Here is a 20188-nt window from a genome sequence, read left to right on the forward strand (position 1 = left end):
CCATGCACGATCTTCTTTTGCGCAACGTACGGCCCATGGCGGGCGAAGCCTGCGATATTTTGATCAGGGACGGCAAGATTTCAGGCTTCGGAACTTTTGAAGCCGAACCCGAAATGCCGGTCGAGGATGGTAAGGGAGCAATCGCCATCCCCGGTCTCATCGATGCCCATACGCATCTGGATAAGACCACGTGGGGCATGCCCTGGCACGTCAACAATCGTGCCGCCATCCTTCGCGAGCGGATCGATTTCGAGCGGGAGAACCGCGTTCAGATCGGCATCGATCCGCATCGCCAGTCCATGCGCCATGCCATCGGGCTCGCAGCCAATGGCGGCACCCATATTCGCAGCCATGTCGATATCGACCCCACCCACGGGCTAAAGCTGGTCGAGGGCATCTGGGAAACCCGGGAAAAGCTTGATGGTATCATCGATATCGAGATCGTCGCCTTCCCGCAATCCGGTGTCATGGTCATGCCCGGCACGGTGGAGCTTCTCGATGAAGCCTTGAAGCAGGGCTGCGAAGTGCTTGGCGGCATTGACCCCTGCGGCATCGACCGCGATCCGAAGGGCCAGCTGGACATTCTTTTCCAGCTGGCGACAAAACACGGCGTCCCGATCGATATCCATCTGCACGAAGCCGCCGACCTCGGCGCCTTCACCATGGAACTCATCTTCGAGCGCATCCGGGCAAACGGCATGCAGGGCAATGTCGCCATCAGCCATGCCTTTGCACTCGGCATGAATGACTATCTGCGCGTCGGCAGGCTGATCGACGAGATCGCGCGGCTCGACGTTGCCATCCTGACCACGGGTGCGCCATCGGCAAGCGTGCCGTCGATCATGCGCCTCAAGGAAGCGGGTGTGCGTGTTGGTGGCGGCTGTGACGGTATCCGCGATACATGGGGTCCGTGGGGACAGCCGGACATGCTGGATCGCGCCAAGATCATCGGCATGAAAAACGGACTGCGCTCGGATATCGAACTAGCCCACGTGCTGCACGTCGTTTCCAAGGGCGGCGCCGATGTAATGGGTCTCGAAGACTATGGCATGGAGATCGGATGTCATGCCGACTTCACCCTCTTGACCGGGGAAACGCTGGCGCAAGCCGTTGTCGATATCGCGCCGCGGCCGCTGGTCGTCAAAGGCGGCCGTGTCACCGCGAGAAACGGCAAAGCCATCGTGGAGGCGCCGTGATGAGCGATGTTCTTAACTCGTTGCAACTCGGCGAAAGGCCGGAAGGACGGACGTTGCTGACAGCCAGCTGGGTTGTCGGACACAAGGATGGATCGCACCGCCTTCTCAAAAACGGCGAGGTTGTCTTCGAAAATGGTGAAATCGTCTTTGTCGGGCATGAATTTCCCGGAGAGGTCGCCCGGCGTATCGATTTCGGAAATGCTCTCGTCAGCCCCGGCCTGATCGATCTCGATGCGCTTTCCGATCTCGATACGACGATCCTCGGCATCGATCATCATCCGGGCTGGGCGAAGGGCCGTGTCTGGCCGCGCTCCTATGTCGAGGCCGGTCCTTACGAGATGTACTCGCAGGAAGAACTCGCCTTCCAGAAGCGTTTCGCGTTTGGACAACTGCTTCTCAACGGCATCACCACCGCAGCGCCAATTGCATCGCTGTTTTATCGCGCGTGGGGGGAGACTGTAACTGAGTTCGAGGCCGCGGCCGATGCTGCTGGTGAACTTGGCCTTCGCGTTTATCTCAGCCCGGCCTTCCGCTCCGGCGGCATGGTGCTCGAAGAGTCGGGCCGCATGGTGCCGGTCTTTGATGAGGAGCGTGGTTTCCAGGGCCTGAAAGACGCAATTGCCTTCATCGAGAAGCAGAGTGGGAGACACGGCGATCTGGTGCGCGGCATGCTCGCACCGGATCGGGTGGAAACCTCTACCCTGGGCCTGATCGAGCGTACAGACGCTGCCGCGCGCGAACTCGGCTGCAAGTTCCGTCTCCATATGGCGCAGGGCATCATGGAGGTCGAAACGGTCCGCAAGCTTCACGGCTCGACCGCACCCGTCTGGCTCGCCAAAGCCGGGCTTCTCAGCGAAAGGCTGATCGCGCCGCACGCCACCAATGCGACGGAAGAAGACCTGGCGCTTTATGCGGAAAACGGCGTCTCCATCGTCCACTGTCCGCTGGTATCGAGCCGCGGCGGCAGCACGCTCTCGTCCTTCTCTTCCTGCCGCAAACGCGGCATCAACATTGCGATGGGAACGGATACGGCGCCGGCGGACATGTTGATGAACCTGCTCGTTGGTCTGATCACCTGTCGCATCAATGACGGCGTTCCAGACCAGATCCGCTGTGCCGATCTTTTCGATGCGGCGACACTTGGCGGCGCGCGCGCGCTTGGACGATCTGACCTTGGCCATCTTTCGCCGGGTGCAAGGGCAGACATTGCCGTATTCGACCTCGACGATATCGTCATGGCGCCGAGCATCGATCCCATCACCACGCTGGTGACCGGTGGCTCTGGCAAGGTCACGCGGGCCGTTTTTGTCGATGGCCGTCTTTCCATGCGTGAGAGACAGGTCGCTCATATCGACGTGCGGCGTGCCCGCGAACAGGCGCAGGCGCAGTTTGATCGTCTGATTGCCAAATATCCCGAACGGAGCTGGGCAAATCCGCCTGTCTCCGAAATTTTCCCTCCGAGCTATCCGGTGGAGGTCGCACAACATGGTTGAAATGAACCAATCGGTCATCGATGTCCGCAATCTCAAGGTCGAGTTTCCCGGTCGGCGCGGCACCGTTACTGCGCTTTCCGATATCAGCCTTTCGATCAGGCCCGGCGAAATTCTGGGTGTCGTCGGTGAATCCGGTGCCGGTAAATCCATGACGGGACTTGCCATACAGGGCCTGCTCGAAAAACCCGGCCACATTGCCGGCGGTGAGATATGGCTCGGGTCGCGCCGTATCGATCAGCTGGATGACCGGGCGATGGAAAGCATTCGCGGTCGGGAGATCGGAGCGATCTTTCAGGACCCGCTGACCTCGCTCAATCCACTGTTTACGGTCGGTGCACAGCTTGTCGAAACGATCCGACAGCATTTGCCACTGTCGAAAGCGGATGCACGCGCTCGGGCCGTTCAACTGCTGAAAGATGTCGGCATTCCATCACCTGCGGATCGTGTCGATCATTATCCGCACCAGTTCTCCGGTGGTATGCGCCAGCGAGTCGTTATTGCGCTGGCGCTCGCCGCTTCACCGAAACTCATCATTGCCGATGAGCCGACGACGGCGCTCGATGTCTCGATCCAGGCGCAGATCATTTCGCTGCTGCGGCGGCTGTGCAAAGAAAAGCAGACCGCGGTCATGCTCGTCACCCACGATATGGGTGTGATTGCCGAGGCTGCCGACCGCGTGGCGGTGCTTTATGCTGGCCGGCTGATAGAGGTGGGACCGGTTGAACAGGTGCTGCACGAACCGCGCCACCCCTATACGCAGGGCCTGATGGCCTCCATTCCGTCGCTTGGCGCTAGGGTAGAGCGGCTCAACCAGATTGACGGGGCGATGCCGCGTCTCGATGCGATCCCGCCGGGATGTGCGTTTAATCCCCGCTGTGGTTTTGCCGGGCCGCGCTGTCTGCGGGAACGGCCTGAACTCGAAACAGTCGGCAACGGCGCCAGTGCATGCTGGCTGAACGCAGGAGGCACAGCATGACACAGTCCGCAGCTCAAAAAGCAGCACTCAGCAAGCCGGCTTTGACGGTGAAGGGTCTGACGAAAACCTTCGATGTTTCGGCTCCGCTTCTCAATCGCATCATCGAGCGCAAACCCCGGCAGTTCGTCCAGGCCGTCAACGATATCGATTTCGCCGTTCCGGCCGGTGGCTGTCTCAGCATCGTCGGTGAAAGCGGCTGCGGCAAATCGACAGTCGCCCGTCTGATAACAGGGCTTTTCCGGCCAAGCGCCGGTGAGTTTCAATTTGCGGCGGGCGGCAGGGGCAGCCCCCTGTCGGCGCAGATGATCTTTCAGGATCCCTATGCCTCGCTCAATCCACGTTGGCGCGTGAAGAACATCATCGCAGAGCCAATCCGCGAGCTGAAGCTGCGCGCGACAAAGGCCCAAACGATGGAGCGCGTGGAAGAGCTTCTCAAAACCGTGGGGCTGTCGGCCTCGGACGGCGAAAAGTTTCCGCATGAATTTTCCGGCGGCCAGCGCCAGCGTATCTCCATTGCCCGCGCATTGGCCAGCGAACCGGAATTCCTCGTCTGTGACGAGCCGACATCGGCGCTCGACGTTTCGGTGCAAGCGCAAGTGCTGAACCTCATGCGCCGCTTGCAGGATGAACTCGGCCTTACCTATCTCTTCATCAGCCACGACATGAGTGTTGTTCGTCACATGTCAGACCGTATCGCCGTTATGTATCTCGGGCGGATTGTGGAGGAGGGGGATACGGAAGAGCTTTTCGCCAATCCGCGCCATCCCTATACGCGGCTGCTTCTCCAGACGATCCCCAATATCAAGACGCCGCAGCGGGATCGGGAGATTGTGGCAGGCGAAGTACCGAGTCCTCTAAAGCCACCTTCGGGTTGCGCTTTTCACCCCCGTTGCCCGCTGGCGACGGCGCAATGTTCGGCAGAGGTGCCAAAAGTGAAAAGCCTCGCCAACGGCACGCGGGTCGCCTGTCATCTGGTCGAAGATGATGTGGAGTGGACGGGCCAGCGACAGCGCGCCTGAGAGGGGGATCAGCCGAGCGCTGCGCGCAGGTCGTGGGAAAGGTCGCGGATTTCGCTGAGATCGAGTTCCGCTTCCACATGCTCAAGGTGGTGGGTCATCAGGTGGATGGCCCGCGACGGATCGTTGTTGGCAATCGCATCGACGATTTCCGCATGTTCGTCCGGGCCGCAGTTGAAGCGATCCGTGTTACGGTAGACGGCGGTTATTAGCGACGAGCGGGAGATGAGGTCGCGCATGGTGGTAAAGAGGAAATCGGAACCGAGCGTTTCCGCAAGCAGCAGGTGGAACCCGCCGGAAAGCTTGATGATGTCGGTCGTGACGTTTTTGGTATTGGCCACGCGCTCTTTCGCCACATGGTCGCGCAGTTTTTTGAGATCGGTTTTGGTAGCGGATTTGCACAGTCTTTCGACGACGCATTGCTCGACGGTGCGGCGCACGAAGAACACATCGCGGGCTTCCTCGACCGATGGTTTGGATACAAATGCGCCGCGATTGGGAACAATCGTCACCAGCCCGTCACGCTCAAGAACGGACAAGGCCTGGCGGATTCTTGCACGACTGACGCCGAAGATTGTCGCCAGTTGCTCTTCCTTCAACTGCACGCCCGGACGCAGCCGGCGTTCGGCAATCGAAAGCCATACTTTCTCGACAATCTGCTGCGTGGACGGGCCGGCCTGCTCGCTCATTCGACATACTCCCCAATCGCGGTAGAGAAGCGCGATGTGAATGAAAAAGTCAACTGTATCAACGGGATTTTGGTTGCAACATTGTCAACAATATGAAAGATAATTGTCGACTAAATTAGGATGCCGATCATGGAATTCGATTTCAGCGCGCTTGAGCCCCAGAGCCGCTACCGCCTTTTGACGAATTTTATCGGTCCGCGACCGATCGCGCTTGTGACGACCCGTTCGCAAGCGGGCCATAACAATGCAGCGCCGATGAGCTTCTTCAACGTCTTTTCTCATGATCCGCCCATCGTCGTCCTCGGCATTCAGCCGAAGGTCAGCGGGGAGGAAAAGGACACGATGGCGAATATTCGCCGCACCGGCGAGTTCGTCGTCAATATGGTGGACATGGCGCTCTCTGAACAGATGCTGATCTGTGGTCTCGGCTTTGACAATGAAGTTGACGAGATGTCGATGGCAAAGCTCACGCCCACGCCATGCACCAAGATCGACGTAAGTTATGCTGCGCAATCGCCCTGCGCTTTCGAGTGCCGGGTGGAGCGACTGATCGATTACCCCCGCCGAACTCTGGTGTTGGGCGAAGTGGTGCACATGCATGTCCATAACGAGTGCCTCGATGAAGAGGGGCGTTATGTCGATCCCGATCGCTACCAGCCGATCGCCCGGCTTCACGCCGACAACTACATCACCTCGGACCGCCAGTTCGTTTTAAAGGCGCCACCTATCACCGATTTCACCGCGCCTGACGGCAAGTGACAGCTTTTCAGGATGTGTGCGATGCATATTCGTTTGATCAATCCCAATTCCACCGCTTCCATGACCGCGCAGGCACTCGATAGCGCGCTGCGGGTCAAGCAGAAGGAAACCCACGTCTCCGCGGCAAATCCGGTCGACACCCCCGTCAGCATTGAAGGGCAGGCGGATGAGGCCATGGCCGTTCCGGGGCTTCTGGCGGAAATCCGCAAAGGAGAGGGGCAGGGTGTGGACGCCTACGTGATCGCCTGTTTCGACGATCCGGGACTTCACGCCGCGCGCGAAGTGGCGCGGGGGCCGGTTATCGGCATCTGCCAGGCGGCAGTTCAGGTGGCGATGACGATCAGCCGCCGTTTCTCGATCATCACCACGCTTCCTCGGTCCATTCCGATCATCGAAGATCTGGTGGAGGATTATGGCGCTCAAAGGCATTGCCGAAATGTTCGCGCGATCGACCTGCCGGTTCTTGGTCTTGAGGAGGATCCGGAGGTCGCGGAAGCACTGCTCCGCCGCGAAATCGAGGCTGCCAAGCGTGAGAATGCGGCGGAGGCGATTATCCTTGGCTGCGCCGGCATGTCATCTCTCTGCGACCGCCTGCGGGAGGCCACCGGTGTGCCCGTCATCGATGGTGTCACGGCTGCGATCAAGCTTGCCGAAGCTCTGGTGGGCGCGGGTTACAACACCTCGAAGGTCAACGCCTACGATTATCCGCGCTTGAAGGGGCCGGCGCTCGTCGCCTGCGCTTAGCCGCAAGGAAAATGCCTGCAGCTATTTGCGGGCGCCGCCGCCGCGTTCTAGTGTTCTTCCGCGTGCACCGGTCTAAGGATCGCGCGCCGGGGGAGAGCATATGATCGACAAGCTGGAATTTTTCATTGCATTGGCGCGGGCAGAACATTTCGGCCGGGCGGCGGAGGAATGTGGTGTCTCCCAGCCCAGCCTGTCGGCGGCAATCCGGCAATTGGAGGATCAGCTGGGTGTCGTTCTCGTCGTGCGTTCGGCGCGGTACCAGGGGCTGACCCCGGAAGGCCAGCGTGTGCTCGAATGGGCGCGTCGCATCGTTGGCGATGCGCGCACCATGCGCGAGGAAATGCGCGCTGCCCGCAAGGGTCTTGCCGGACACATTCGCCTTGCCGTCATTCCGACTGCGCTGGCGATGGTACCGCGATTGACGGAATCTTTTCAGGCGCGCCATCCCGATGTGACGTTTTCGGTGACTTCACGAACCTCGTTGCAGGTCTTGAGCCAGATCGAAAACCTCGAGATCGATGCCGGAATCAGTTACCTCGACAACGAACCACTCGGGCGTGTGACGACTGTGCCGCTTTATTCGGAGCGATATCACCTCATTGCCGCGGCCGGAACGCCGCTCGCTGATCAGGAAAGCGTTACCTGGAAGCAAGTTTCCGGTCTTAGGTTATGCCTATTGACCCCGGACATGCAGAACCGGCGCATCATCAACAGGCACATGGCCGAAGCTGGAGTGGAGGCCAAACCGACACTTGAATCCAACTCCATGATCGTGCTGTTTTCCCATATCCGCACCGGACAATGGGCTTCAATAATGCCGCGTAACCTAGCTGAATCGTTCGGTTTTCCAAAGCAGATCAGGATTATCCCGATCACCGATCCTGACCCGGAACATCTCGTCGGCCTGATTGCCACACACCGGGAACCGCACACGCCTCTAGTTTCGGCGCTTCTGCATGAGGCGCGTCTCAGAGCCGCAGAAAAATCATTTGATAGGAATTTCCTATCACACGACGGAAACGACTTATTGACCTGACGAGCCGCACTTCGCCATTCTCAATGACATGAGGGGCGTGGCGATGAGCTTGATGCAAGTTTTGGTCGCCATTCCTGCCCCTGTCGGTTTGGGAGGACTGGCTTATGAATATCAGAGCGGTTGCCGCAGATGAGGCGGCCCGTATTTCCGCTGTCATTGGCGAACTTCTTCATCTGGAAGGGCCTCTGCTGCCCATCCTGCACGCCGTGCAGGATGAATTCGGCTATATCCCGGAAAGCGCCAAGCAGATCATCGCATCCGCGCTGAATATCTCGCGCGCCGAGGTCCATGGCGTCGTCACCTTCTATCCCGATTTTCGTGATCATCCCCACGGGCGTCATGTCCTGAAGCTCTGTCGCGCCGAGGCTTGCCAGTCGATGGGTGGCGAGCCTCTTTCAGAAACCGTCAAGAACCGCCTCGGTCTCGACTGGCATGAAACGTCAGCCGATGGTTCCGTGACGCTGGAGCCGGTCTTTTGTCTCGGGCTTTGCGCGCAGGCGCCAGCGCTGATGCTGGATGGCGAAGTCCATGCCCGTCTTGATGAGGACTGTCTTAGCGACATTCTGACGGAGGCGCGCCGATGAGTGTCACCGTATTTGTTCCCGGCGATTCTGCCGCCCTTGCCGTTGGTGCAAACCGCGTCGCCGATGCCATCGCCCGCGAAGCCACTGGCCGCAACCTTGACGTCCGGATTGTCCGCAACGGCTCGCGCGGCATGCTCTGGCTTGAAGTGCTGGTGGAAGTGCGCACCGAGCATGGCCGTATCGCCTATGGTCCCGTCAAGGCAAGCGATGTGGCCTCGCTTTTTGATGCCAATTTCCTGACCGGCGGCGAGCATCGCCTCTGTCTCGGGCCGACGAAGGACATTCCCTTCCTGAAAGGCCAGACGCGTCTCACATTTGCCCGGTGCGGCGTGACCGATCCATTGTCTCTGGAGGATTATCGGGCCTATCACGGCATGAAGGGCCTTGAAAAAGCTGTTGGGATGGCGCCGTCCGATATCGTTGCCGAGGTGACCCAGAGTGGCCTGCGTGGACGTGGCGGGGCTGGTTTCCCGACGGGTATCAAATGGAAGACCGTCGCTGATGCGGTGGCCGACCAGAAATATATCGTGTGCAATGCGGATGAGGGCGACAGCGGCACCTTCGCCGACCGTATGATCATGGAGGGCGACCCCTTTGTGCTGATCGAAGGCATGGCCATTGCCGGCCTCGCCGTCGGTGCGACCAAGGGGTTCATCTATACTCGCTCGGAATATCCCTACGCGATCAAGGTCATGGAAAAGGCAATCGAGATCGCAAGGCGTGAGGGTATTCTTGGGCCTTCCGTCCTCGGCTCCGGTCGCGCGTTCGACATGGAAGTGCGCATGGGCGCCGGTGCCTATGTGTGCGGCGAGGAAACGTCGCTGCTCAACAGCCTTGAAGGCAAACGAGGCACGGTGCGCGCCAAGCCGCCGCTGCCCGCGCTTCAGGGCCTGTTCGGCAAGCCGACCGTCGTCAACAATGTCATCTCGCTTGCATCCATTCCCGTCATTATGGATCGTGGCGCAGCGTTTTATCGCGATTTCGGTGTCGGCCGTTCGCATGGCACCATCCCGATCCAGCTTGCCGGAAACATCAAACATGGCGGGCTTTACGAGACCGCCTTCGGCCTGCCACTCGGACAACTCGTCAATGATATCGGCGGCGGCACGATCACTGGCCGTCCGGTCAAGGCGGTGCAGGTGGGCGGTCCGCTCGGGGCCTATTTCCCGGTTTCGCTGTTCGACACGATCTTCGACTACGAGGCGTTCACGGCCGCTGGTGGCCTCATCGGCCATGCGGGCATCGTTGTCTTCGATGACACGGCAGACATGCTGCATCAGGCGCGGTTTGCACTGGAATTCTGCGCGGTCGAAAGCTGCGGCAAGTGCACGCCCTGTCGCATCGGCTCGACGCGTGGCGTCGAGACGGTGGACAAGATCGCGCTCGGCATCGAGCGGGAGAAAAACACGGCATTGCTGGAAGACCTCTGTGAAACCATGAAATTCGGTTCGCTCTGTGCGCTTGGGGGTTTCACGCCCTATCCAGTGATGAGCGCACTGAGGCATTTCCCGGATGATTTTGCCCCCACCCCACATGTTGAAGCGGCGGAGTAAGACCATGGCCCTTGTGACAGAATTCGACTATGGAACCCCCAAGTCCCTCGCCACTGACATGGTGACGCTCACCATCGATGGACGTCAGGTGACTGTTCCCGCGGGAACGTCGATCATGCGCGCCTCGCGCGAAGCAGGTATCGATGTGCCGAAACTCTGCGCCACCGACATGGTGGACGCCTTCGGCTCCTGCCGCCTCTGTCTTATCGAGGTGGAGGGCCGCAACGGCACCCCCGCCTCCTGCACCACGCCGGTTGCTGCCGGTCTTGTCGTGCATACCCAGACGGAGCGGCTGAAGCAGATACGCAAGGGTGTGATGGAGCTTTATATCTCCGACCACCCGCTCGATTGTCTGACCTGCGCCGCCAATGGCGATTGTGAGCTACAGGATATGGCGGGCGCCGTTGGCCTGCGCGATGTGCGTTACGGTTACGAAGGCGACAACCACGTCAAGGCCCGCACCGGGGAGGGCGAACTCAATGCCCGCTGGATGCCGAATGATGAAAGCAACCCCTATTTCACCTATGATCCTTCCAAATGCATCGTCTGCTCCCGCTGCGTACGCGCCTGCGAGGAAGTGCAGGGCACTTTTGCACTAACGATCGAAGGGCGCGGTTTCGAAAGCCGTGTATCGCCCGGTGCGCATGAGGCGTTCCTCGATTCCGACTGTGTTTCCTGCGGCGCCTGCGTGCAGGCCTGCCCGACGGCGACGCTGACGGAGAAATCGGTGATCGAGATTGGCCAGCCGGAACATTCGCTGGTCACGACTTGCGCCTATTGCGGCGTCGGCTGCTCCTTCAAGGCGGAAATGCGCGGTGAGGAACTGGTGCGGATGGTGCCTTGGAAGGACGGGCAGGCCAATCGCGGCCATTCCTGCGTCAAGGGCCGCTTTGCTTATGGTTATGCCACCCACAGGGACCGCATTCTCAACCCGATGATCCGCGAAAAGATCAGCGACCCGTGGCGGGAAGTGACCTGGGAGGAAGCCTTCTCCCATGTCGCGTCGGAGTTCCGGCGTATTCAGGGCCAATATGGCCGGGAATCCATCGGCGGTATCACCTCGTCCCGCTGCACGAACGAAGAAACCTTCCTCGTCCAGAAACTTATCCGCGCCGGTTTCGGCAACAATAATGTCGATACCTGCGCCCGCGTCTGCCATTCGCCGACAGGTTATGGCCTCGGCCAGGCCTTTGGCACCTCCGCCGGCACACAGAATTTCGACAGTGTCGAGCAATCCGATGTGGTGCTGGTAATCGGCGCAAACCCGACCGACGGCCACCCCGTTTTCGGTTCGCGATTGAAGAAGCGGCTGCGTCAGGGTGCAAAACTGATCGTCATCGATCCGCGCCGTATTGATCTTGTGCGCACACCGCATGTGGAGGCCGCTTTCCATCTGCCGCTGCTGCCGGGTACCAACGTTGCGGTGCTGACGGCGCTGGCGCATGTCATCGTCACGGAAGGCCTGTTCAACGAAGCCTTCATCCGCGAACGCTGCGACTGGTCGGAATTTGAGGATTGGGCGGCGTTCGTTGCAGAACCCCAGCATAGCCCGGAAGAGACGGAACGTTACACGGGCGTTCCTGCAGAAGATCTGCGTGGTGCTGCCCGGCTTTATGCCAAAGGCGGCAACGGCGCGATCTATTACGGCCTCGGGGTCACCGAGCACAGCCAGGGTTCGACGACCGTCATGGCGATCGCCAATCTCGCCATGGTCACGGGCAACATTGGTCGTCCCGGTGTAGGCGTGAATCCTTTGCGCGGCCAGAACAATGTTCAGGGCTCCTGCGACATGGGGTCTTTCCCTCACGAGCTTCCGGGCTATCGGCATATTTCCGACGACGCCACGCGCGACATCTTCGAAAAACTCTGGGGCGTGAAGCTCAACAACGAACCGGGGCTGCGTATTCCCAACATGCTCGATGCGGCCGTGGATGGCAGCTTCAAGGGCATCTATATTCAGGGCGAGGATATTCTCCAGTCCGATCCGGATACGAAGCATGTTTCGGCCGGTCTCGCCGCGATGGAATGTGTCGTGGTGCACGATCTCTTCCTGAACGAGACGGCGAACTACGCCCATGTCTTCTTGCCGGGTTCGACCTTCCTCGAAAAGGACGGCACCTTCACCAATGCCGAGCGCCGCATCAACCGCGTTCGCAAGGTCATGTCGCCGAAAAACGGTTATGCCGACTGGGAAGTGACGCAGAAGCTGGCACAGGCCATGGGACTTGCGTGGAATTACATGCATCCGTCCGAGATCATGGACGAGATCGCGGCGACGACACCGAGCTTTGCCGGTGTTTCCTACGACTATCTGGAAGAAAAGGGCTCGGTGCAGTGGCCCTGCAATGAGAAATTCCCGGATGGTTCGCCAATCATGCATGTGGACGGTTTCGTGCGCGGCAAGGGCAAGTTCATCCGCACCGAATATGTGGCGACGGACGAACGCACCGGTCCGCGTTTCCCGCTGCTTCTCACCACCGGCCGCATCCTGTCGCAATACAATGTCGGCGCGCAGACGCGGCGCACCGAAAACGTCGTCTGGCATGAGGAGGATCGTCTTGAAATCCACCCGCACGATGCCGAACAGCGCGGCGTAAAGGACGGCGACTGGATCAAGCTTGCCAGCCGGTCAGGAGACACGACGCTGCGGGCGCTGATTACCGACCGTGTGGCGCCGGGCGTGGTCTATACGACCTTCCACCATCCCGGCACGCAGGCGAATGTCATTACGACTGACTTCTCCGACTGGGCGACCAACTGCCCCGAATACAAGGTGACCGCCGTGCAGGTATCGCCGTCCAACGGTCCGACGGAATGGCAGGAGGAATATGATGCGCTTGGTCGCCGTTCGCGGCGGATCAGCGGCAAGCTCGAAGCGGCGGAATAAGGAGGGCCGGGTGCGCCCGGCCTTGTCACACATAGAGGCGTCGGCCGGCAGCCGACGCGGGGAAGAGGTCATGTTGCTCAACCACACCGATGAAAAGCTGGTGAGAATGGCGAACCAGATCGCGACGTTCTTTCTGTCGCAGCCGGAAGATATTCGCATCGAGGGTGTCGCCACCCACATCAACAAGTTCTGGGAACCGCGCATGCGACGCCGGTTCTTCGAGATGGCGGATGCCGGGGCAGGTGATTTTCTGCCGCTTGTGCTTGCCGCGTCGAAGGAGATCAAGCGGCCCGACGATCCGGCGCCCGATGCTGTGGGGCTCGGCGACGATGCCAAGGGCGCGCCGGGTGGCAAAGGACCGGTTGCGGGAGAGTCCCTTTCAGAGCCGAGCGTCCCGGAAAGCACACAGGCTTGAGCGGCGTGACCGCATAATCACACTTTCGACCGGACGGGGGACGTTCGGCGATATCGGTGTTCGCCTGGCGGGGCGAACGTGACATGTCCAGACATCCACGAGGGAGGTAATGTCAATGGCAGTAGCAGGTGCAACAGCGGGAGAAGCGGCGCAAGCCGGCTTTTTGGACCGCGAACGAATAATCGCAAGACCGGGTTTCAATCGCTGGCTGGTGCCTCCGGCTGCCCTTGCCATCCATCTATGCATCGGCATGGCCTATGGTTTCAGCGTGTTCTGGCTGCCGCTGTCCAAGGCGCTGCCGGTCACGGACCCCAGTTGCTCCAGCCTCACCCTGCTGGGTGCGCTGTTCACCACTGAGTGCAACTGGCGCGTGGCCGATCTCGGCTGGATCTATACGCTTTTCTTCGTTCTTCTGGGCTGCTCGGCGGCCATCTGGGGCGGCTGGCTGGAAAGAGTGGGGCCGCGCAAGGCCGGCTTCGTTTCCGCCTGCTGCTGGTGCGGCGGTATTCTGGTGGCGGCAGTCGGCGTCATCACGCACCAACTCTGGCTGATGTGGCTGGGCGCTGGCGTCATTGGCGGCATCGGGCTCGGCCTTGGCTATATTTCGCCGGTGTCGACGCTGATCAAATGGTTCCCGGACCGTCGTGGCATGGCGACGGGCATGGCTATCATGGGATTCGGCGGTGGTGCGATGATTGGTGCGCCGCTCGCCAATCTCCTGATGAACAACTTCAAGACGGATGTCTCTGTCGGCGTCTGGCAGACTTTCGTCGTCATGGCGCTGATCTATTTCGCCTTCATGATGGCGGGCGCCTTCGGTTACCGCATTCCGCCATCGGGCTGGCGTCCCGAAGGTTGGACGGCGCCGGCTGCCAAAAGCGCCATGATAACCCATCGTCATGTACATCTGCGCGATGCGCACAAGACGCCGCAGTTCTGGCTCATCTGGGCGGTGTTGTGCCTGAATGTTTCGGCGGGTATCGGCGTCATCGGTATGGCCTCGCCCATGCTGCAGGAAATCTTCGCTGGCTCGCTGATCGGCTTGCCGGGCGTGGGCTTTGCAGATCTCGATGCCGGACAGAAGGCGCAGATCGCGGCGATTGCCGCCGGTTTCACCGGGCTTCTTTCGCTCTTCAACATTGGTGGCCGCTTCTTCTGGGCGTCGATGTCTGACAAGATCGGCCGCAAGAACACTTATTTCTGCTTCTTTATTCTCGGCATCATTCTTTATGCGCTGGCGCCGACGCTTGCGACGATGGGCAACAAGGCGCTGTTCGTTCTGGCCTTTGGTATCATCCTGTCCATGTATGGCGGCGGTTTCGCCACCATCCCGGCCTATCTCGCGGATATTTTCGGCACGCAGTTCGTCGGCGCAATCCATGGCCGCCTGCTGACGGCGTGGGCGACTGCTGGCATTGCCGGTCCGGTCGTCGTCAACTACATCCGAGAGGCACAGATTGCGGCGGGTGTGGCGCCAGGACCCGCGCTCTACACCAGCACCATGTACATTCTGGCAGGCATGCTGGCGATCGGCCTTGTGGCCAATGCCTTCGTGCGGCCGCTCTCGGACAAGTGGTTCATGCCGGATGCGGAAGTTGCAGCCCTGCAGGCAAAGACCGCTGCCGCCAATGCCGGCCCGACAGGCTCCTTCGGCATCGGACGGGGCGGACTGGACACCAAGGCGGCGCTTGCCTGGGTCGCCGTCGGTATTCCGCTTCTGTGGGGTGTGTGGGTTACCGTGAAAAGCAGCCTTGCCCTGTTCGGCTGACGTCCATCGGCCTCGGTCGTGCAGGATTGATGCACGGCCGAAAAACATATGCCGGCTCATGGCCGGCATATAAACTGATAAAAGCGAAAACGTGCAGCTTGCCGGCAAGGCTTCCATCAACGCCAGCTGGCAAGCAGTCCTTCAAGCGTTGCGCGATCTTCCTTGTCCAGACGGGCAAGCCCAGGCGCGCGAACGGGGCCAACCTCGAACCCCAGGATTTCCATGGCTTCCTTCACCACGGTCACGTTTGCGCCGTTGCGGTATCGTGTCCGTAGCCGTTCGAACAGCTCGATCTTTTCAACGATCTTCCGTGCCGCCGGGAAATCGCCGGCCGTCAGGGCGTCATGAACCTGCAGGGAAAATTGCGGTGCGACATTGACGAGACCGGAGGTGAAGCCGCGTGCGCCAGCCGCCGAAAAGGCCGGCGCCCAGCTTTCAGCCAGTCCGCAGACATATAGAGCGCCGTTCGGATCGGAAGCGGCAATCGCGCGCGACAGAAGCATGATGTCGGTCGTCGCAAACTTTATACCTGCGACATTCGGGTGGCCGGAAAGCCTTACCATGTCATTGACCGAGAAGCCGTCCGCCCGGACATACGCGACCAGCGGTAATTCGCTGCCCTCCGCAAGGCCGATAAAATAGTCGATCTGCGATTGCGGGGCTGCAAAAGGGTCGACCGGCTGATGCGACATGACGGCGGATGCGCCCATTTCTTTTGCCTGACGCGCCATGGAAAGCGCCTCGCGCTGCGAGCGTCCAATAGCCGCCGTGACCGGGGCTTTGCCGCTGACGCCATTTATCGCAGCCTCATAAACCTTCAGAATTTCTGCGGGCGTCAAGGCGTAGAATTCGCCGGTATTGCCTGCCGCGACGATATTGTGGATGCCTGCCTTTGCGACGCGGGCGTAAACCGCGGCGGTAACGCCGGTCTCCACTTCGCCGCCTGCATCGTAAGCTGTTACCGGAACGCCGGAGATGCCCTGCAGGGCCTGGCGAAAATCGAATGTCGTCATCAACTGGGTTCCTTAAGATCAAAAGTCATCTTCAGATGGAAAATTTGTGAACAGGCGCGCCGGAGACCGGGGCGTCGAATGCGACGAGCGTTCCAGCGGTGGTTATTCCGCCCGTCTCGGTCACGAGACTTGTGACGTAGATCGTCTTGAGGTCGGGACCACCGAAACACGGCATGGTCGGCCCCTTGAACGGCAGCCTGTAGACCTCGAGCAATTCGCCGTCCGGCGAAAAGCGGTTGAGGCGCCCCGCCTGAACGCCGGCGCTCCAGTAACAGCCTTCGCAATCGGTCGCTGCACCATCCGGCCTGCCTTCATCCGGCGCGAAATCGTGGAGCCGTTCCGCTGGGCCGATCCTGCCGGTCGCGGCGTCGAAATCGAATGCCTGATACATGAGGCCGCTGCTGTCGGAATGATACATGCGTGTGCCGTCCGGGCTCCAGGCAAGCCCGTTCGATGTGAACATATCGCCATCGATGACGCGTTCGATGCCGCCATCCGGGGCGACGCGATAGAGGCGTGCATTGCCTGTCTGTATCGCGGCCTCGTCGCGGGTCCCCACCCAGAAATGGCCGTCCGGACCAACCTTTCCGTCGTTGAGGCGGCTGTCAGGCCGCCCGTCGTCCGGGTCGCAGAGAAGATCGAGCTTGCCGCTCGCGGGATCGAGAAGATGCACGCCGGTCTTGAGGCCCGCCACGATCAAGCCATTGTCGCAGAGGCCGAGACAGCCGATCTGGGCGGGCATGTCGTATCGGTCGAGTTTTCCGTCGGGGAAGAGACGGAAAATGGCGGGTGCGAGAATATCGACAAACCACAGATCGCCGGTTCGCTCATCCCAGGCTGGCGATTCGCCAACCTTCAACGGGGTATCGATCAGGGAACGAAGCTTCGGTTCAACGATATGCGGCTGGCTCACTGGTTCCTCTCCCTCATCCGCGCTTTATGATTCTATTTTCGACATTGCAGGGTGCGGCCTAACTGCCGACGCCCTGAAACATGCGGGCGCGCGCCTTCAATATGTGGTCTTTCATCGCGTCATGCGCGGCCTGCTCGCGCCGCGCAAAAATCGCCTCCACAATCGCTGTGTGCTCGTCCTGCACCTCGCGCACATGCTGCGGGGTCCGCTTGAGGCTGAGGCTGCGTGTCACCGACTGGCCGATGGCGAAATGAGGCTTGAACCAGATCCGCACCGTAATGTGGAACTGGTTATGGCTCGCTTTCGCAATTGCTTCGTGCAGGGCGAAGTCTTCCTCCGCGCCGAGATCGTTGCGCTCGAGACATTGTTCCAGCGCGGCAATCGCCTGCTCTATGCGGACCTTGTCCGTTGCCTGCCAATTGCGGGCCGCAAGCTCAGCCGCGGAAGCCTCCAATCCGGCCCTGAACTCAAAAAAACGCTGCACATCTGCCAGCGAGCCGACCGGCACCTGCTGCAAGACCGAAGAGTCCGGCTGCTGGCGTACATAGGAGCCGGATCCCTTTTGCGAAACGATAAGCCCGTCGTTCCGAAGCCGCTCCAGCGCTTCCCGCACAACCGGCCGCGACGCGCCAAACAGCGATGCCAGATTCTGTTCCGATGGCAGCCGCTCGTTTACGGGAAACCGCCCGTCCGAAATCATGCCCACGATTTTTTCGTAGATGATGTCGCTCAGCCGAGTTTCGCCTCGAGCGGCGGCAGATGCAGTGTGATTGTCCATCAGCAGCCCTTCCGTTGCAAATCGCTGAAGTTAATGGGTTTCCTGCATTTCAATCGCAACAGAAATACCGGGTTTTTGTGAGCGAGGGGGCTGTCCTGACCGATTTTTCTTCAAGCCTGATCCTGAAAACCGGTCTACAAATAAAAAAGATGTAAAAATCTGTCAATACTTGTAATCATCTGAAAACGCCCATATGGTCTGCCCCTGCCGATGGAGGATCGGCGTGCTGGCTGGCCGGGAGGGCCGTCGCGGTTCGGTGAAAACCGTCTCGCTGCCGGTGATTTTTTGGGAGGATTGTCGATGCGCGATGGCGATACATTTTCACTGGGCGTAACGCGCCGAACCTTTATGGCGGGTGTTGGCGGCGTGGCCGCGCTCTCCGTCATCGGGACCTCGGCGCGGGCTGCTGCCGGCAAGCAGGCGCCGGAACTAGAGGCGCTGGTAAAGGAGGGCAAATTGCCGCCTTTGGCCGAACGTCTGCCGAAAAATCCGATGGTGGTGACGCCGCACGAGAAAATCGGCGCCTATGGCGGCACATTGCGTCGTGGCCTGCGCGGTTCATCGGACCATAACGGCATCCTGCGCATGGTCGGCAATCAGGGCCTTGTCCGCTGGAACATGGATTTTACCGAGGTTCTGCCGAACCTTGCGGTGAAATGGGAAGTCAACGACGATGCCTCGCAATTCACCTTCCATTTGCTGGAGGGCGCAAAATGGTCGGATGGCCACCCCTTCACAGCCGATGACGTGGTGTTCGCCATCGAGGACTGCATCAAGAACAAGGAGCTTTACGGCGCCACGCCGGCGCAGCTTTCCGTGGCCGGCAAGGCGGTCGATGTCGAAAAAGTCGATGATTTCACGGTAAAGTTCAAATTCGCAGCGCCGAATGCACTATATCTCGAAAATCTCGCCACGCCGCTCGGCCAGCATCCGACGCTATTTCCCAAGCACTATTGCAGCAAGTTCCTGCCGAAATACAATACGTCGCTCGATGCCGATGTGAAGGCGGCGGGTGTCTCGAGCTGGACGGAACTGTTCCGGGCCAAATGCGGCGATATCGAAATTCCGTCCCGCTGGTCGAATGTCGACAAGCCGACGCTCGATCCATGGGTGGTGAAGGAGCCCTATTCCGGCGGTGCGACACGGGTGGTCATGACCCGCAACCCTTACTTCTGGCAGGTCGATACCGAAGGCAATCAGTTGCCCTATATCGATGAAATCAATTTCGGCATTTCGCAGGATGTCGAATCGCTGATGCTGAACGTGATTTCCGGCAAGATTGACATTCAGGAGCGCCATATCAGCGTTCTTGCCAACAAGCCGACCCTGTCACAGAACATGAAAAAGGGTGATTACCGGCTGCTGACGCTGGTGCCGTCTGCCGCGCAGCAGTGCCAGATCTATCTCAACATCACCCACAAAGACCCGGCAATGCGCAAGATGTTTGCCGACAAATCGTTCCGTCAGGCATTGTCCATCGCGCTCAACCGGCAAGAAATCATCGACATCGTCTATTTCGGCCAGAGCGAGGGTTATCAGGCCGGGCCGCGCCCGACACATCCCTGGTACAATGAAAAGCTGGCGCGACAATTCACCGAATATGATGCGGACAAGGCGAACGAGCTTCTCGACAAGGCCGGTTATGACAAGAAGAACGGCAACGGCATGCGGTTGCGACCTGACGGCCAGCCGATCTTCTTCTCGATCGATGTCATCCCGACGCTTTATCCCGATTTGGTCGATGCGCTGGAACTGGTGAAGGCGCAATGGGCGCAGATCGGCGTCGACATCAAGGTCAACACCATCGAACGTGCGCTCTATTATACACGCGGTGATGACAACGCCCATGATGCCGCCGTCTGGCCCGGCCCCGGAGGTCTCGATCCGATGCTTGATCCGCGCGATTTCTTCGCTTTCCATCCGCAGGGGTCGCGTTACGCAATCCCGTGGGCGCTCTGGTACACCTCGAATGGCCAGAAGGGCGAAGAGCCGCCGGAAAGCCAGAAGAAGCGCTTCAAGCTTTTCGACGAGGCGCGCTCGACGGCCGACCTTGCCAAGCGCGGTCAGAAGATGAAGGAAATCTTCGATATCGCGGCGGAAGAGTTCGAGACGATCGGTCTTTGCCTCGCGGTGGGCGGTTTTGGCATCATCCGCAACAATCTGCGCAATGTGCCGGAAACGGAACCCGACAGCTGGAGCTGGCCCAATCCCGGCCCGGCGCTGCCGCAACAGTTCACCTTCACAAGCTGATACCGCCACATGGGCGTCGCTGCCGTAACGCGGCGACGCCTCTCAGGTTGTTTCGACCACCCGCAGCCCGCCTCCTTGGAAGGAGACGGGGCGTGCGGCACAATGTGATTGCGAGAAC

17 protein-coding genes are annotated in these 20188 nt (G+C 59.9%); 13 read left to right on the forward strand and 4 right to left on the reverse strand.

Features of this window, described 5'->3' with window-relative positions; translation table 11 throughout:
- The first annotated feature begins 2 nt into the window (after positions 1-2).
- Genes ACQZ48_RS17800 through ACQZ48_RS17815 form a run of 4 tightly spaced genes read left to right on the forward strand, consistent with a single transcriptional unit; the run spans position 3 to position 4684 of the window.
- Positions 3-1196, forward strand: coding sequence for an amidohydrolase family protein (locus tag ACQZ48_RS17800; RefSeq protein WP_077983900.1), 1194 nt, complete (start codon positions 3-5; stop codon positions 1194-1196).
- Positions 1196-2689, forward strand: coding sequence for an amidohydrolase family protein (locus ACQZ48_RS17805; RefSeq protein WP_448729111.1), 1494 nt, complete (start codon positions 1196-1198; stop codon positions 2687-2689). Before ACQZ48_RS17800 ends, ACQZ48_RS17805 begins: the two co-directional genes overlap by 1 nt.
- Positions 2682-3665, forward strand: a complete 984-nt coding sequence (locus tag ACQZ48_RS17810) for an ABC transporter ATP-binding protein (protein ID WP_121459731.1) — start codon at positions 2682-2684, stop codon at positions 3663-3665. Before ACQZ48_RS17805 ends, ACQZ48_RS17810 begins: the two co-directional genes overlap by 8 nt.
- Entirely contained in the window at positions 3662-4684 is a 1023-nt protein-coding gene (locus ACQZ48_RS17815) for an ABC transporter ATP-binding protein (RefSeq protein ID WP_269824354.1), read from the forward strand. Before ACQZ48_RS17810 ends, ACQZ48_RS17815 begins: the two co-directional genes overlap by 4 nt.
- An 8-nt stretch (positions 4685-4692) precedes the next feature.
- On the opposite strand, the gene ACQZ48_RS17820 is transcribed toward ACQZ48_RS17815, so the two are convergent.
- Positions 4693-5370, reverse strand: coding sequence for a GntR family transcriptional regulator (locus ACQZ48_RS17820; RefSeq protein ID WP_044458905.1), 678 nt, complete (start codon positions 5368-5370; stop codon positions 4693-4695).
- Positions 5371-5499: 129 nt separating this feature from the next.
- Between ACQZ48_RS17820 and ACQZ48_RS17825 the strand changes: the two genes are divergently transcribed.
- From ACQZ48_RS17825 to ACQZ48_RS17860, 8 genes are all read left to right on the forward strand, one after another.
- On the forward strand, positions 5500-6129 hold the full coding sequence (locus tag ACQZ48_RS17825; protein ID WP_448729112.1) for a flavin reductase family protein: 630 nt from the start codon (positions 5500-5502) through the stop codon (positions 6127-6129).
- Positions 6130-6150: 21 nt separating this feature from the next.
- Positions 6151-6873 carry an aspartate/glutamate racemase family protein gene (locus ACQZ48_RS17830; protein ID WP_137411137.1) on the forward strand — a complete coding sequence of 241 codons (723 nt, stop codon included), beginning with the start codon at positions 6151-6153 and terminating at the stop codon, positions 6871-6873.
- A 100-nt stretch (positions 6874-6973) separates the two neighbouring features.
- Positions 6974-7909 carry a LysR family transcriptional regulator gene (locus ACQZ48_RS17835; protein ID WP_077983897.1) on the forward strand — a complete coding sequence of 312 codons (936 nt, stop codon included), beginning with the start codon at positions 6974-6976 and terminating at the stop codon, positions 7907-7909.
- Positions 7910-8013: 104 nt separating this feature from the next.
- Positions 8014-8493 (forward strand): formate dehydrogenase subunit gamma, encoded by a 480-nt coding sequence (locus tag ACQZ48_RS17840; RefSeq protein ID WP_077983896.1) that lies wholly within the window; start codon positions 8014-8016, stop codon positions 8491-8493.
- Positions 8490-10046 carry a formate dehydrogenase beta subunit gene (locus tag ACQZ48_RS17845; RefSeq protein ID WP_448729113.1) on the forward strand — a complete coding sequence of 519 codons (1557 nt, stop codon included), beginning with the start codon at positions 8490-8492 and terminating at the stop codon, positions 10044-10046. The genes ACQZ48_RS17840 and ACQZ48_RS17845 overlap by 4 nt, the downstream gene beginning before the upstream one ends.
- 4 nt (positions 10047-10050) lie before the next feature.
- A complete protein-coding gene (fdhF, locus tag ACQZ48_RS17850) occupies positions 10051-12933 on the forward strand; it encodes a formate dehydrogenase subunit alpha (RefSeq protein WP_448729114.1) in 2883 nt (960 codons plus the stop codon).
- A gap of 70 nt (positions 12934-13003) precedes the next feature.
- Entirely contained in the window at positions 13004-13348 is a 345-nt protein-coding gene (locus tag ACQZ48_RS17855) for a formate dehydrogenase subunit delta (RefSeq protein ID WP_077983893.1), read from the forward strand.
- A gap of 115 nt (positions 13349-13463) precedes the next feature.
- Entirely contained in the window at positions 13464-15116 is a 1653-nt protein-coding gene (locus ACQZ48_RS17860) for an OFA family MFS transporter (protein WP_077983892.1), read from the forward strand.
- A 116-nt stretch (positions 15117-15232) separates the two neighbouring features.
- On the opposite strand, the gene ACQZ48_RS17865 is transcribed toward ACQZ48_RS17860, so the two are convergent.
- The 3 genes from ACQZ48_RS17865 to ACQZ48_RS17875 are packed head-to-tail and all read right to left on the reverse strand — an operon-like array spanning position 15233 to position 17820.
- Complete coding sequence (locus ACQZ48_RS17865) at positions 15233-16129, reverse strand: dihydrodipicolinate synthase family protein (protein WP_142913826.1); 897 nt, start codon at positions 16127-16129, stop codon at positions 15233-15235.
- A gap of 31 nt (positions 16130-16160) precedes the next feature.
- On the reverse strand, positions 16161-17042 hold the full coding sequence (locus ACQZ48_RS17870; RefSeq protein ID WP_448729115.1) for an SMP-30/gluconolactonase/LRE family protein: 882 nt from the start codon (positions 17040-17042) through the stop codon (positions 16161-16163).
- A gap of 58 nt (positions 17043-17100) precedes the next feature.
- Complete coding sequence (locus ACQZ48_RS17875; protein WP_077983889.1) at positions 17101-17820, reverse strand: FadR/GntR family transcriptional regulator; 720 nt, start codon at positions 17818-17820, stop codon at positions 17101-17103.
- 300 nt (positions 17821-18120) lie between these two features.
- Between ACQZ48_RS17875 and ACQZ48_RS17880 the strand changes: the two genes are divergently transcribed.
- The gene (locus tag ACQZ48_RS17880) at positions 18121-20070 is read left to right on the forward strand and encodes an ABC transporter substrate-binding protein (RefSeq protein WP_448729116.1); all 1950 of its coding nucleotides are present in this window, start codon (positions 18121-18123) and stop codon (positions 20068-20070) included.
- Positions 20071-20188: the final 118 nt, after the last annotated feature.

It is taken from the genome of Agrobacterium sp. 22-209-1 (assembly GCF_053522485.1).

Bases quoted from the DNA above. Each gene is read 5' to 3' on its own strand.
- ACQZ48_RS17865 (WP_142913826.1), bottom strand. From the start codon at position 16,129: ATGACGACATTCGATTTTCGCCAGGCCCTGCAGGGCATCTCCGGCGTT.
- ACQZ48_RS17830 (WP_137411137.1), top strand. From the start codon at position 6,151: ATGCATATTCGTTTGATCAATCCCAATTCCACCGCTTCCATGACCGCG.
- ACQZ48_RS17855 (WP_077983893.1), top strand. From the start codon at position 13,004: ATGTTGCTCAACCACACCGATGAAAAGCTGGTGAGAATGGCGAACCAG.
- ACQZ48_RS17815 (WP_269824354.1), top strand. From the start codon at position 3,662: ATGACACAGTCCGCAGCTCAAAAAGCAGCACTCAGCAAGCCGGCTTTG.
- ACQZ48_RS17845 (WP_448729113.1), top strand. From the start codon at position 8,490: ATGAGTGTCACCGTATTTGTTCCCGGCGATTCTGCCGCCCTTGCCGTT.
- ACQZ48_RS17835 (WP_077983897.1), top strand. From the start codon at position 6,974: ATGATCGACAAGCTGGAATTTTTCATTGCATTGGCGCGGGCAGAACAT.
- ACQZ48_RS17810 (WP_121459731.1), top strand. From the start codon at position 2,682: ATGGTTGAAATGAACCAATCGGTCATCGATGTCCGCAATCTCAAGGTC.
- ACQZ48_RS17860 (WP_077983892.1), top strand. From the start codon at position 13,464: ATGGCAGTAGCAGGTGCAACAGCGGGAGAAGCGGCGCAAGCCGGCTTT.
- fdhF (WP_448729114.1), top strand. From the start codon at position 10,051: ATGGCCCTTGTGACAGAATTCGACTATGGAACCCCCAAGTCCCTCGCC.
- ACQZ48_RS17875 (WP_077983889.1), bottom strand. From the start codon at position 17,820: ATGGACAATCACACTGCATCTGCCGCCGCTCGAGGCGAAACTCGGCTG.
- ACQZ48_RS17840 (WP_077983896.1), top strand. From the start codon at position 8,014: ATGAATATCAGAGCGGTTGCCGCAGATGAGGCGGCCCGTATTTCCGCT.
- ACQZ48_RS17800 (WP_077983900.1), top strand. From the start codon at position 3: ATGCACGATCTTCTTTTGCGCAACGTACGGCCCATGGCGGGCGAAGCC.
- ACQZ48_RS17820 (WP_044458905.1), bottom strand. From the start codon at position 5,370: ATGAGCGAGCAGGCCGGCCCGTCCACGCAGCAGATTGTCGAGAAAGTA.
- ACQZ48_RS17825 (WP_448729112.1), top strand. From the start codon at position 5,500: ATGGAATTCGATTTCAGCGCGCTTGAGCCCCAGAGCCGCTACCGCCTT.
- ACQZ48_RS17880 (WP_448729116.1), top strand. From the start codon at position 18,121: ATGCGCGATGGCGATACATTTTCACTGGGCGTAACGCGCCGAACCTTT.
- ACQZ48_RS17805 (WP_448729111.1), top strand. From the start codon at position 1,196: ATGAGCGATGTTCTTAACTCGTTGCAACTCGGCGAAAGGCCGGAAGGA.